General features: G+C 71.2%; 9 protein-coding genes. 5 read left to right on the top strand and 4 right to left on the bottom strand.

Annotation, left to right across the window (positions count from 1 at the left end):
- The first annotated feature begins 4 nt into the window (after positions 1-4).
- The 4 genes from bpln_RS09125 to araH all read left to right on the top strand — a co-directional run bounded on the left by bpln_RS09125 (position 5) and on the right by araH (position 4643).
- Positions 5-943: a Gfo/Idh/MocA family protein gene (locus tag bpln_RS09125; protein ID WP_055138637.1), complete on the top strand. Its 939-nt coding sequence runs from the start codon at positions 5-7 to the stop codon at positions 941-943.
- A 43-nt stretch (positions 944-986) separates the two neighbouring features.
- A complete protein-coding gene (locus tag bpln_RS09120; RefSeq protein ID WP_042624964.1) occupies positions 987-1991 on the top strand; it encodes an arabinose ABC transporter substrate-binding protein in 1005 nt (334 codons plus the stop codon).
- A gap of 37 nt (positions 1992-2028) precedes the next feature.
- Positions 2029-3570: an L-arabinose ABC transporter ATP-binding protein AraG gene (gene araG, locus bpln_RS09115; protein ID WP_055138636.1), complete on the top strand. Its 1542-nt coding sequence runs from the start codon at positions 2029-2031 to the stop codon at positions 3568-3570.
- A 62-nt stretch (positions 3571-3632) separates the two neighbouring features.
- Entirely contained in the window at positions 3633-4643 is a 1011-nt protein-coding gene (gene araH / locus bpln_RS09110; RefSeq protein ID WP_042624962.1) for an L-arabinose ABC transporter permease AraH, read from the top strand.
- A gap of 385 nt (positions 4644-5028) precedes the next feature.
- Here the strand turns inward: araH and bpln_RS09100 are convergent, their stop codons facing one another.
- The 4 genes from bpln_RS09100 to bpln_RS09090 form a co-directional block, all read right to left on the bottom strand.
- The gene (locus tag bpln_RS09100; RefSeq protein WP_042624961.1) at positions 5029-6372 is read right to left on the bottom strand and encodes an MFS transporter; all 1344 of its coding nucleotides are present in this window, start codon (positions 6370-6372) and stop codon (positions 5029-5031) included.
- A 152-nt stretch (positions 6373-6524) separates the two neighbouring features.
- The gene (locus bpln_RS37305) at positions 6525-6668 is read right to left on the bottom strand and encodes a hypothetical protein (RefSeq protein ID WP_209444919.1); all 144 of its coding nucleotides are present in this window, start codon (positions 6666-6668) and stop codon (positions 6525-6527) included.
- Positions 6669-7109: 441 nt separating this feature from the next.
- Positions 7110-8861, bottom strand: a complete 1752-nt coding sequence (locus tag bpln_RS09095; RefSeq protein WP_055138634.1) for an acyl-CoA dehydrogenase family protein — start codon at positions 8859-8861, stop codon at positions 7110-7112.
- Between the two features lie 57 nt (positions 8862-8918).
- Positions 8919-11042: an AMP-binding protein gene (locus bpln_RS09090; RefSeq protein WP_055138633.1), complete on the bottom strand. Its 2124-nt coding sequence runs from the start codon at positions 11040-11042 to the stop codon at positions 8919-8921.
- 446 nt (positions 11043-11488) lie between these two features.
- On the opposite strand from bpln_RS09090, the gene ccrA reads away from it, so the two are divergent.
- Positions 11489-12796 carry a crotonyl-CoA carboxylase/reductase gene (gene ccrA / locus bpln_RS09085; protein ID WP_042624959.1) on the top strand — a complete coding sequence of 436 codons (1308 nt, stop codon included), beginning with the start codon at positions 11489-11491 and terminating at the stop codon, positions 12794-12796.
- Positions 12797-12823: the final 27 nt, after the last annotated feature.

Raw genomic sequence — 12823 nt, 5'->3', positions numbered from 1 at the left:
GACCATGACCATCAATACGACCACCTATACCCTCGGCATCGCCGGCGTCGGCAAGATCGCGCGCGATCAGCATCTGCCCGCCATCGCCGCCAACCCCGGCTTCGAACTCGTGGCCGCCGCGAGCCGCAACGCGCAGGTCGATGCGGTGCGCAACTATCCCGACATCGCGGCGCTGCTGGCCGCCGAGCCGGGCCTCGACGCCGTCTCGCTCTGCACCCCGCCGCAGGTCCGCTACGAGCAGGCGCGCGCCGCGCTGCTGGCCGGCAAGCACGTGATGCTCGAAAAGCCGCCCGGCGCGGGCGTGAGCGAGGTCGAGGCGCTGCGCGCGCTGGCGCGCCAGCACCACCGCACGCTGTTCGCCACCTGGCACTCGCGCCATGCGGGCGCGGTGGAGCCGGCGCGCGCATGGCTCGCCGAGCGCGAGGTGCGCGAGGTGCGGGTGCGCTGGAAGGAAGACGTGCGGCGCTGGCATCCCGGCCAGCAATGGATCTGGGAAGCGGGCGGCCTCGGCGTGTTCGATCCGGGCATCAACGCGCTGTCGATCGTCACGCGGATCCTGCCGAACCCGGTGCTGCTGCGCGCTGCCACGCTGCACGTGCCGGCCGACTGCGCGACGCCGATCGCGGCCGAACTCGACTGCGTGGACGCGGCCGGCGCGCCGGTGCACGCCGAATTCGACTGGCGCCACGGCCCGGTCGAGCAATGGGAGATCGACGTCGACACCGCCGACGGGCGGCTGTCGATCGCCGAGGGCGGCAAACGCCTGACGATCGCGGGCGAGGCGATCACGCTCGATGCCGAGCGCGAATACGCGTCGCTCTACGAGCGGTTCCACTGGCTGATCGGCCATGGCACCGACGACGTCGACGTGAGCCCGCTGCGGCTCGTGGCCGACGCATTCATGTTGGGCAAGCACGTCGAGGTCGAGCCGTTCGGTCACTGAACGGCCGCGACCCGACCATCACCATAACCGAGGAGACAGAAACATGATTCGCAACACCCGCCGTCTGACCCTGCGCGTCCTGCTCGCGGCCCTGTGCGCCGCGCCGCTCGGCTTCGCCGCCACGGCCAGCGCCGACGCCCCCGTGAAGATCGGCTTCCTGGTCAAGATGCCCGAGCAGGCCTGGTTCATCAACGAGCAGAAGGCGGCCACCGCGCTCGGCCAGAAGGAGAACTTCTCGGTCGTCAACATTGGCACGCCCGACGGCGAGAAGGTGCTGGCCGCGATCGACAACCTCGGCGCGCAAGGCGCCAAGGGCTTCGTGATCTGCGCGCCCGACGTGCGCCTCGGGCCGGCCATCGAGCGCCGCGCCAAGCAGTACAACATGAAATTCGTGACGGTGGACGACCAGCTCGTCGATTCGTCCGGCAAGCCGCTGCCGAACGTGCCGCACCTGGGCATGTCGGCGTTCAAGATCGGCAACCAGGTCGGCCAGGCGATCAGCGACGAGATCAAGAAGCGCGGCTGGAAGCCCGAGGAAGTCGGCGCGCTGCGCATCACCGACTACGAGCTGCCCACCGCCAAGCTGCGCACCGATGGCGCGACCCAGTCGCTGCTGGCCGGCGGCTTCCTCAAGCAAAACATCTTCGACGCGCCGCAGAAGACCACCGACGACGAAGGCGGCTTCAACGCGGCCTCGCCGGTGCTCGCGCAGCATCCGAACATCCACAAGTGGGTGATCTTCGCGCTGAACGAGGAATCGGTGCTGGGCGCCGTGCGCGCCACCGAGCAGCTGCACGTGCCGAGCGCCGACGTGATCGGGGTGGGCATCAACGGTGCCGGCGAGGCGTTCGCCGAGTTCCAGAAGACGCAACCGACCGGCTTCTACGGCACGATCGCCGTCAGCTCGACCAACCACGGCAAGGACAGCGCGCAGAACCTGATCGACTGGATCCGCACCGGCAAGCAGCCGCCGGCCGACACGCAGACCACCGGCAAGCTGATGACGCGCGAGAACTGGAAGGCGGTGCGCGCCGAGCTCGGGATCTGAGGATGACGCAACCAGGCGACCGACAGGGCGGGATGCAATGACCGATCAACTCATGATGGATGCGGGCGTGGCGCCGGCAGGCGGCGACGCCGCGCGCGCCTACCTGGAACTCGACGGCATCACCGTCAGCTTTCCGGGCGTGCGCGCGCTCGACCAGGTCTCGCTCGCGGTGCGCGCGGGCGAGGTGCATGGCCTGATGGGCGAGAACGGCGCCGGCAAATCGACGCTGCTGAAGGTGCTGTCGGGCCTGAACCAGCCGCAGGAAGGCACGCTGCGGCTGGCCGGCGTGGAGCGCCGCTTCGCCACCACGCGCGCGGCGATCGATGCCGGCATCGCGATCATCTACCAGGAGCTGCATCTCGTGCCCGAGCTGACGGTGGCGGAAAACCTGATGCTCGGGCAGCTGCCGAACCGCCTCGGCGTGCTCGACGAGCGCGCGCTCGTCAAGCGCGCCACCGACGAACTGGAACGGCTCGGCGAGCGCATCGATCCGCGCACGCCGGTCAAGGATCTCTCGATCGGCCAGCGCCAGATGATCGAGATCGGCAAGGCGCTGATGCGCGACGCGCGCGTGATCGCGTTCGACGAGCCCACCAGCTCGCTGTCGGCGCGCGAGACCAAGAACCTGTTCCGCATCATCGACGCGCTGCGCGCCGACGGGCGCGCGATCATCTACGTCACGCACCGCATGGACGAGGTCGATGCGCTGTGCGACCGCGTCACCGTGTTCCGCGACGGCCGCCGCATCGAGACCTTCGAGTCGGTGGCCGACCTCGACCGCAACCGCCTGATCGCGGCGATGGTGGGGCGCTCGATCGCCGACGTGTACGGCTACCGGGCGCGCGCGGCGGGCGAGGTGCTGCTCGAGGCGAAGGGGCTGATGGGGCCGGGCCTCGCCGAGCCGGTGTCGTTCACGGCGCGGCGCGGCGAGATCGTCGGCTTCTTCGGGCTGGTGGGCGCGGGGCGCTCCGAGCTGATGAAGCTGATCTACGGCGCGGTGCGCGCGAGCGCCGGGCACGTCGAACTGGGCGGGCGGCGCATGAACTTCGCGAGCCCGCGCGACGCGGTGCGCGCCGGCATCGCGCTGTGCCCCGAGGACCGCAAGCAGGAGGGCATCGTCGCGATCGCGTCGGTGGCCGACAACCTCAACATCAGCGCGCGGCGCCATTTCAGCCCCGCGCGTTTCCTGCTCGACGAGAAGCGCGAGCGCGAACTCGCGCAGGAGTACATCCGCAAGCTCGCGATCAAGACGCGCAACGGCGATACCGCGATCGGCACGCTCTCCGGCGGCAACCAGCAGAAGGTGATCCTGTCGCGCTGGCTGGCCGAGCGCATCGAGGTGTTCCTGATGGACGAGCCCACGCGCGGCATCGACGTGGGCGCGCGCGCCGAGATCTACCACCTGCTGTACGACCTGGCCGAGGCCGGACGCGCGGTGGTGATGGTGTCGAGCGATCTCGCCGAGGTGATCGGCGTGGCCGACCGCATCGTGGTGATGCGCGAGGGGCGCATCGTCGGCAGCGTGCCGAAGGCCGAGGCCTCGCCCGACGAACTGATCAAGCTCGCGCTGCCGCGCTGAGCCAACCACTGCGGCGCGCCTGCGACGTTCGCGGCGCGCCGTTTCGAAACGATGGACCGGACATGAACCAAGCCATGCAGCCAAAGGGTACGCCCACCGCCAACGAAGCCGCCGCGCCGATCACGCCCTCGCGTGCGCGTGCGTGGGAGATGATCAACAAGTCGGGCATCGTGGTGGTGTTCGTGGTGCTGTTCGCCGTGCTCTCGGCAACCGTGCCCGACTTCCTCACGACCCGCAACATCCAGGGCCTGCTGCTGTCGGTCACGCTGATCGGCTCGATCGCCGTGACCATGATGTTCGTGCTCGCGCTGGGCGAGGTGGACCTGTCGGTGGCCTCGATCGTCGCGTTCTCGGGCGTGGTGGCCTCCACCGTGATCACCGCCTCGCACAGCGTCATGCTCGGCGTGGCGGCCGGGGTGCTCGCGGGCGGCGCCGTGGGCCTCGTGAACGGCGTGCTGATCGCGCGGTTCCGCATCAACTCGCTGATCGCCACGCTGGCCATGATGGAGGCGGTGCGCGGGCTCGCCTTCCTGACCTCGAACGGCGACGCGGTGATGATCTCCGAGGAGCGCTTCTTCGATCTCGGCAGCGGCTCGTTCCTCGGCATCTCGTTCCCGATCTGGAGCAACATCGTCGGCTTCGTGGTGTTCGGCTTCCTGCTCAAGAAGACCGTGTTCGGCAAGAACGTGCTGGCGGTGGGCGGCAACAGCGAGGCGGCGCTGCTCGCGGGGCTGTCGGTCACGCGCATCAAGATCGTCGTGTTCGTGCTGCAGGGGCTCGTGACCGGCTTCGCCGGCGTGATGCTGGCCTCGCGCATGAGCCTCGGCGACCCGAAGACCTCGGTCGGGCTCGAACTCGGCGTGATCTCCGCCTGCGTGCTCGGCGGCGTGTCGCTGACGGGCGGCGTGGCCACCATCGCCGGCGTGCTGGTGGGCGTGCTGATCATGGGCGCCGTGCAGGACGCCATGAGCCTCGTGAACGTGCCGACCTTCTACCAGTACCTGATCCGCGGCGGCATCCTGCTGCTGGCGGTGCTGTTCGACCAGTTCCGGCGCAGCAAGCGGGCGGTGTGAGCGTGGGCCGGCGGGGCCGGTCGGTGTGTGAAAGCGTGGCGTGACGGGAGCGGCCGATCGTGGTGGTCCGGTGGTGTTGGCCGGGTACCCGGTCGGCCTTGTCGTTGGTGGCGCGTTGGCGCGGCCGGCTTCGCGCGCCGGAAACGTCCACGAAGGCCGAGGCGGGGCAGGGTGCCGCCGCGAGCCGGAAAGCCCCGGCGCCGAGGCCTGGCAGTAAAGCGGTCGCGCTGCCGGCGATCGTGGCCGGGCAGCGCCTCGGCCGCGCGCATTCGCTCGCGCGCGGCATGGGCGACCTGGTGGCGGCCGCCAACCCGCGCACGATCGGCGCGCGCCTCGGCGCCGATTCCTGAGCGGCGCCGCCTGATGCGGCGGCGCGCCCACCGGCTCACCCGGCCGCGCGGACTCGGACGGCCAGCCGCAGCCAGCTGAGCAGCGAGGCGAGCGCCGCGAAGATCGCGCCGAGCGTCAGCGCGACGGTCGAGCCGTGATGCGAGAACAGGCCGAAGCAGAGCGCCACCAGCGCCGCGCCCGTGGCCTGGCCGATCAGCCGCGAGGTGGCGATGATCGCGCTGGCGCCGCCGCTGCGTTCGGGCGGCGCGCTCGAGATCATCGATTTCAGGTTCGGCGACTGGAAGAAGCCGAAGCCCGCGCCGCACAGCGCCATGCGGATGCCGATGTCGAACGCGCCCGGGTTGGCCGGCAGCAGCGCCGACGAGGCCAGCCCGAGCGCCAGCGCCGCGAGCCCGAGGCCGCTCAGCATGCCGGGCTGATAGCGGTCCGACAGGCGTCCGGCGATCGGCGCGGCCAGCGCCACGAACACCGGCCACGGCGTGAGGATGAAGCCCGTCTGCACCTGGCTCAGGTGCTGCACGGTCTCCAGATAGAACGGCAGCGACACGAACGCGAGCCCCTGCGCCGCGTAGGCCGACGAGGATACCGTGGCGGCCAGCGCGAACGAGCGGTTGCGGAACAGATCGACGGGCAGCATCGGCGCCGGATGCCCGGCCTCGCGGCGCACCAGCAGCCAGCCCGCCAGCAGCGCGACGAGCGCGGTGGCGACCGTCCAGGCGGCCGGGCCGCGCTGCGTGGCCTCGCCCAGCGCGTAGATCAGCGCCGCGAACGTGACCACGTTGAGGCCGGCCGCGAGCGGATCGAAGCGGTGGCCGGTGCGGATCGAGTCGGGCAGCGCCGGCCACGCCACCAGCAGCGCGAGCCCGCCGAGCGGCACGTTGATCGCGAACAGCCACGGCCACGACGCCACCGACAGGATCAGCGAGGCCACCGTGGGGCCGACCGCGTAGGCCACGCCCACGATCAGCGTGTTGATCCCCATGCCGCGCCCGAGCCGGTTGGGCGGGTAGATGATGCGGATCAGCGCGGTGTTGACGCTCATCACCGCGCTGCCGCCCAGGCCCTGCAGCACGCGCGCGGCCGTGAGCGTGGCGAGCGAATCGGACAGCGCACAGGCCAGCGAGGCGAGCACGAAGGTGGCGAGGCCCAGCAGGTAGACGCGCCGGTGGCCGACGATCGCGCCGAGCGCCGCGAACGGCATCAGCGTGGCCACCATCGCGAGCTGGTACGCGTTGACGATCCAGACCGAGGCGGCCGGCGAGGTATGCAGGTCGGCCGCGATCACGGGCAGCGCGACGTTGGCCAGCGCGGTGTCGAGGATCGACAGGCCCACCGCCATCAGGATCGCGAACATGGCCCGCCGCGACGAGGCGGACATCGCGGGCGGTACGGCGGTGGGCAGGGCACCGGCGGCGTTCGCGCCGGCGCCTGCAACGGGTTTTCGGTCCGGCACGGGGTTCCTTTCGAGTAGCCGACGGCAGGGCGTGCGCCGGACGACGCGCTGCCGTCACGTGGAACGCCCTCACGCCGTCACATCCGGTTCAGGCGCCAGAGATCATACCGCTCGTCGGCTGTTTTCACCGCGAGCACGCCGTGTTCGTCGAGCGCAAACAGCAGGCGGCCATCGCGATGGCAACGCAGGCGGGACGTGGGGTTTTCGCATGATCGGTACATGAGCGAGGTCTCGGGGTTCGCGGCATGGCGGCATGGCGGCGTCGTGCGGCGCGGACGGCGTGACGGCTACCGAGGCCGCGCGCGGGGCGTCGGCAAAGCCGCTGTTTCGTCTCGACGGCCGAGCGAAAACGAACAGGGCGCGGCAGGGCGACGGCACCGCGCGCCTCGATGCAGGAGCGGCACGAGGCGCGCCGCGGGCGCCGGTACATGGGTGCAAAACGTTCGACGCGTCCGCTCGATCCATGCCGTCCAACCTCGTCGGACCCGCCCGGCATCAAGCCGATGGAGACCGCTCGGTCCACGCCGGGCCGGCCTTGCCATCGCTCCGCGCCGCGCCCGACATGACCGGTGAAACCGGCGCTTGCCGCCGCACGAACGCCGGTGCCGGCGCGGCGAACGGCGGGCGCGGGCGCGCGGGCCTCCCGTCGCCCGACCCGTTCCTCAACCACCCACCGGCAGATCCCCCACATAGGCACGCACGTAATCGTCCTGCGCGATCGGCGCCGCCACCATCTCCGTGTTCAATTCGAACGCGTCGAGCAGCCGGTCGAGCTGCGCCAGCACCGCGTCGTAGGCCGTGAACGCGATCCGGTCGCGCGTCACGTAATCCAGCGCGCCGCCAAAGTGCTCGAGCGCATGGATTGCCGCGAGCGCGAGCAGCGCGTCGCGATCGGCGCCGTCGGCCGGATGGTCGAGCATCGCCTCGAGCGCGAGGCGCGCGCCGTGCGTGCGCGCCAGATCGAGCAGGGCGGGCAGGCGCGGCTCCCAGGTCGCCGAGAAATCCGCGTCGCCGAGCTGGGCCGGCGTGAGGCCCGCGGTGGCGCGCGCATGCTGGCGGCGCTCCTCGAAGCGCGCGAGGCGGCGGATCGCGTCGGCGCTGTCGAGCGCCCCGGGCGGGCTCGGTTCGTCGGGCAGCTCGCACGGCGCCGAGGCGAGCTGGCGCCCGATCTCGATCAGGATCAGCTGGTTGTCGCCGCCGGCCCAGGTGTAGGCATCGGTCAGATCCTCGTAGGCGTGGTAGCGATTGACGCCGAGGCAGCCGTGGCTGCCGCTCGCGTTGCGGCAGCGGCGCATCACCTCGGCCGCGCCCGACACGGCCACCGCCTTGGTCAGCGCGGCCAGCCGGTTCACGGCCGCCCACGGCACCGTGGCGATGTCGTTCATCTTGCGCTGCGTGCCCTGCTGTTCCACCAGCCGCCGCGCGAAGCCGCTGACGACGTAGGCCTCGGCCAGCGCCGTGAATAGCAGCCCCTGCTGGTTGCGCAACGCCAGCAGCGTGCGGCCGGTGCCGAGCCGCGCGCTGGTCTTGCGATGCGAGGCATAACGCAGCGCGGTCCAGACGCAGGCGCGCGCGGCGGCGGCGGCGGCCACCGAGGTGGCCGTCGAGGCGTTGGTGCTGATCGCGAGCGAGCGCACCAGGCGCTGGTCCGAGCCCGCGAGCGGATCGCTGACGTTGCCGTCGCGATCGAGCGTGGCGCTGTCCTGCAGCCAGTGCGCGCGCGGCACCCGCACGCGGTCGAACGAGGCGATGCTGTAGTCGAGATCGAGCGAGGTCGGGCCGGGCAGCGCGCGGATATGGATGCCGTCATGCACCCGCTCGCGGTCGCGCACCGGCACCACGAACGGAAACAGCCCGTGCTGCCGGCCGCCCGCGCGCAGCCGCGCGTAGACGATCGCCGTCTTCGCCACGCCGTCCAGCGCGATGTTGCCCATGAACTTGCAGGCGCCCGCGTGCGGCGTGGTGAGCACGAACTCGTCGGCCTGCGGATCGTAGTCGGCGTGCGTTTCCACGCTCATATGGCTGCACGCCACGCCGACCTCGGTGATCAGGATGGTGGCGGCCGAATCGAGCCGGTCGAGTTCGCCGATCAGCGTGTCGAGCGCCGGCGAGGGGCGGCCGAGCATCATCACCGAGCTGAGGCAGACGCCGTAGTGCGATTGCGCCGCGCTGAACAGCGCCGGATCGATGGTGGCCGCGAACGCCAGCATGCTGAAGAAGCGATCGCGATCGACCAGCAGGGCCGAGCCCGAGCCGGCCCAGTCGTTGATCGCGGCGAGCCGCGCGTAGGTGCGGCGATGCTGGGCGACGCGGTCGGCGTCGTCGTGATGCGGCTGGAAGGCCGGCTGGCTCAGCAGGGCGGTCAGTTCGGCGTGGACGCCCTTGGCATGACCGTGAATCAGCGTGCGCAACATGTCGAATCCTTGATGAATGGGAGGCTGGATTGGGTTCCGGGGGAGCGGGGCGCGGCGTTACCAGCCCGGCAGCTCGGCGTCGCCGGTCACGGCCTCGGCGGCGGCGGGCTGGGCGGCGGCGCCCGCCAGCTGGCGGTGCAGCGCGTCGGCCAGCGCGGCGAGCGTCGGGTGTTCGTAGACCACGGTCTGGTCGACGGGCATGCCGAGCCGCGTCTCCAGATGCAGCGCGAGTTCGACGGCGCGCACCGAATCGCAGCCGAGTTCCGCGAAGGTCTGCCGCGCATGGGTGGGCGCCTTCAGCCCCTCCCCGACGAGCCAGGCCGTGGCGAGCGCGACGATCGCCCCGGCCGTGAGCGGCGCGGCGGCGACCGGTTCGACGGACGCGTCGGGCCGGTGCGTGGCGGCCGCCGCCGGTACGGCGGCTTCACTCGTGCCGAGCGGATTCGCGCGCGACGAGCGCCCCTGCACGATCCGCTCGAGTTCGCCGCGCGCATGCAACTGCCGGCACAGCACGCGTTGGATCTTGCCGCTCGAGGTCTTCGGCACCACCTCGGGCTTGACGAGCACCACCTCTGCCACCGCGAGATCGTGCTCGCGGAACACCGCCTCCGAGATCAGCGATATGAGCGCCTCGCGATCGACCGTGGCCAGCATCGATCGCTCGACTTCCTGCACCACCACCAATGCTTCTCCGTCGCCGCCCTCGACCGCGAACGCGGCGCCACCGGCCGGCCGCAGCGCGTCGTGGGCGCGCTGCACCGTCGCCTCGATGTCCTGCGGATAGATCTTGCGGCCGCGCACGATGATCACTTCCTTGATGCGGCCGGTCACGTACAGCTCGCCGTCGAGGATCACGCCGAGGTCGCCAGTGCGCAGGAACGGGCCGTCGCCGTCGCGGGTGGTGGCGCGGAAGCCGCGCTGCGTTTCGTCCTCGCGTGCCCAGTAGCCGTGCGCGACGCACGGGCCGCCCACCCAGATCTCGCCGACCGTGTCGGCCGCGCACGGCACGCCGGTCTCGGGATCGACGACGCGCACGCGCTGCGGCGCGCGTACGCGGCCCGAGCTGACGATCTCGCGCTGCCGCCCGGCCTGTTCGGTGTAGGCGATGCGCCCCTGGTCGAGCGCCTGCGAATCGACCGACAGCGTCACCGGTTCGGCCTGCGGATCGCCGGCCGACACCACCAGCGTGGCCTCGGCGAGGCCGTAGGCGGTCTGCATGCTGGCGGCGCGAAAACCGCTGTCGCGATAGGCGTCGCGGAACCGCGCGATGGCGCTGGCGCGGATCGGCTCGGCCGCGTTGAACGCCACGCGCCAGCTCGACAGATCGAAGTCGCGGCGGCGCGCCTCCGGGATCCGGCGCACGCAGAGTTCGTAGGCGAAGTTCGGCGCCATGCTGACGGTGGCGCGATAGCGGTCGATGGTCTCGAGCCAGCGCGCCGGGTTCTGCACGAACGAGACGGGCGGCATCAGCACGCATTCGGCGCCGGCCCACAACGTCTGCAGGATGTTGCCGATCAGGCCGAGGTCGTGATATGGCGGCAGCCAGGTCACCACGCGCGCGTCGTGATCGATGCCGGTGGCCGGCCCGGTGATGGCGGCGTTCGCGGCGAGGTTGCCGAAGCTGATCACGGTGCCCTTCGGGTTGCCGGTCGAGCCCGAGGTGTACTGCAGGAACGCGGGCGTGTCCGCGTGCGGCCGCGTGCGCGCGACGGCGGCACGCGCGGGCGCATCCTCGAGGCAAAGGATGTCGAGCGCCGACAGCTCCGGATTGGTGGCGAACCAGCCGGCCAGCTTGGTGGTGGAGGCCTGCTCGGTCAGGATGCAGGTGGCGCCCGAGTCGCGCACGATCGCCACCAGCCGGTCCCAGCTGGTGCGGCCCGGCTTCGCGATGTTGGCCGGGATCGCCACCACGCCGGCGCGCAGGCAGCCGAGGAAGGTCACGACGAACGCGAGCCCCGGCTCGAACAGCATCAGCGCGCGCTCGCCGCCCACGCCGTGCGCGGTGAGCGCGCCCGCATAGGCTTCCACGCGGCGGTGCAGCTCGCCGTAGCCGAGCCGCTCGGTCTCGGCGCCGTCGGCGCCCACGGCGATGTAGGCGATGCGCTCGGGGTGGAGCGCGGCGCGCTGTTCGAGCAGGTCGAAAAAGCTGCGGTCGTGGTCGGACAGGGGATCGATCGACACGGGAACTCTCCAGGTATCGGGTTGCATGGCCGGCTGACGTCGGAACGTCGGAACGTCGGAACGTCGGAACGTCGGAACGTCGGAACGTCGGAAACATCGGGAAGCTCGGATACGGGTGAAGCGGGCGCCGCACGGGCGCCGCACGGGCGGCGTTCGTCACGGCATGATCGATCCGGAATCCTCATCGATCGGTCGGGCGGGCCACGTCGATCCGCCCGTGCCGCCCGTGCCGCGAGCGGTCGCCGCCCGCCTCGATGCCCGTCATGTTGGCATGGCGGCAAGCCACGCAATCTGAACTTTTCTGAACGGCGCGCCGGCCCCGGAAAACGTGACAAATGTTCACTTTGCCCCCGGTCGATGCGACTTATGCTGGCCGCCATCCGCATCACGAGTGCCCGCGGCCGATGCCGGCGGCGGCCCCTGTACCGTGCCTCCCAGGAGAACCCATGACTGATCAGGTGATAGACGAGGTGATCGCCGCGCCCGCCCAGGTGCCGGACGTATTCGACGTGGGCGCGACGATCCCGTTCGGCGTCGTGCCGCGGCGCATGCATGCGTGGACGATCCGCCGCGAGCGGCACGGCGAGCCGCAGCAGGCGTTCACGCATGAAGTCGTGGCGGTGCCCGAGATCGGCGACGACGACGTGCTGATGCTGGTGATGGCCGCCGGGGTCAACTACAACGGCGTGTGGGCCGCGCTCGGCGAGCCGTTCTCGGTGCTCGACCTGCACTCGCAGCCGTACCACGTCGCCGGCTCCGATGCCTCCGGCATCGTCTGGAAGGTGGGCCGCAACGTGCGGCGCTGGAAGGTGGGCGACGAGGTGATCGCGCACTGCTCGCAGGTGGACGGCGACGACGAGGAATGCAACGGCGGCGACCCGATGCTCTCGGCCACGCAGCGCATCTGGGGCTACGAGACCTCGCACGGCTCGTTCGCGCAGTTCTCGCGCGTGCAGGCCACCCAGCTGCTGCCGCGCCCGCAGCACCTGAGCTGGGCCGCCAGCGCCTGCTACACGCTCACGCTCGCCACCGCCTACCGGATGCTGTTCGGCCATCGGCCGCACGCGCTCGGCCCGGGCCAGTCGGTGCTGATCTGGGGCGCCGCGGGCGGGCTCGGCACGATGGCGATCCAGCTCGCGGCGCTGGTCGGCGCGAAGCCGATCGCCGTGATCTCCGACGACGCCAAGGCGGCCTTCGTGCAGCGGCTCGGCGCGGCCGGCGTGATCAACCGCGCGAAGTTCGACTGCTGGGGCGTGCCGCCCGCGACGACGGCGCCCGGCCATGCCGCCTACATGGACGGCGTGCGCGCGTTCGGCAAGGCGATCTGGCAGGCCGCCGGCGAGAAGCGCGACGTCGACATGGTGTTCGAGCATCCGGGGCGCAACACGTTTCCGGTGTCGTGCTTCGTGGTCAAGCGCGGCGGCATGGTGGTGTTCTGCGCGGCGACGAGCGGCTACGACCTGACCTGCGACGCGCGCTACGTCTGGATGCGCCAGAAGCGGATCCAGGGCAGCCACTTCGCGAACCTGAAGCAGGCCGCGGAAGCGAACCGGCTGGTGATGGCGGGGCGGATCGACCCGTGCCTGTCCGAGGTGTTCGGCTGGGACCAGCTGCCCGAGGCGCACCAGAAGATGCGCCGCAACGAGCACGCGCCCGGCAACATGGCCGTGCTCGTCAACGCGCGGCACCACGACGACGGCCGCCGCATCGCGCCGCCGAACCTGCCGTCGAATCCGTCGCCGATCGCGCGCTGACCCCGCCGGCGCCCGCCCGCCCTTCAT

This window comes from Burkholderia plantarii, from assembly GCF_001411805.1.
In the GTDB taxonomy this organism is placed as follows: domain Bacteria; phylum Pseudomonadota; class Gammaproteobacteria; order Burkholderiales; family Burkholderiaceae; genus Burkholderia; species Burkholderia plantarii.
The sequence above is the reverse complement of the archived record's forward strand: the minus strand, read 5'-3'. Positions and strand labels throughout refer to the sequence as shown.

What these genes read in the sequence shown, in the direction of transcription:
- bpln_RS37305 (WP_209444919.1), bottom strand. Translation starts at nt 6,668, where the DNA reads ATGTACCGATCATGCGAAAACCCCACGTCCCGCCTGCGTTGCCATCGC.
- bpln_RS09100 (WP_042624961.1), bottom strand. Translation starts at nt 6,372, where the DNA reads ATGTCCGCCTCGTCGCGGCGGGCCATGTTCGCGATCCTGATGGCGGTG.
- ccrA (WP_042624959.1), top strand. Translation starts at nt 11,489, where the DNA reads ATGACTGATCAGGTGATAGACGAGGTGATCGCCGCGCCCGCCCAGGTG.
- bpln_RS09120 (WP_042624964.1), top strand. Translation starts at nt 987, where the DNA reads ATGATTCGCAACACCCGCCGTCTGACCCTGCGCGTCCTGCTCGCGGCC.
- araH (WP_042624962.1), top strand. Translation starts at nt 3,633, where the DNA reads ATGAACCAAGCCATGCAGCCAAAGGGTACGCCCACCGCCAACGAAGCC.
- bpln_RS09125 (WP_055138637.1), top strand. Translation starts at nt 5, where the DNA reads ATGACCATCAATACGACCACCTATACCCTCGGCATCGCCGGCGTCGGC.
- bpln_RS09095 (WP_055138634.1), bottom strand. Translation starts at nt 8,861, where the DNA reads ATGTTGCGCACGCTGATTCACGGTCATGCCAAGGGCGTCCACGCCGAA.
- araG (WP_055138636.1), top strand. Translation starts at nt 2,029, where the DNA reads ATGACCGATCAACTCATGATGGATGCGGGCGTGGCGCCGGCAGGCGGC.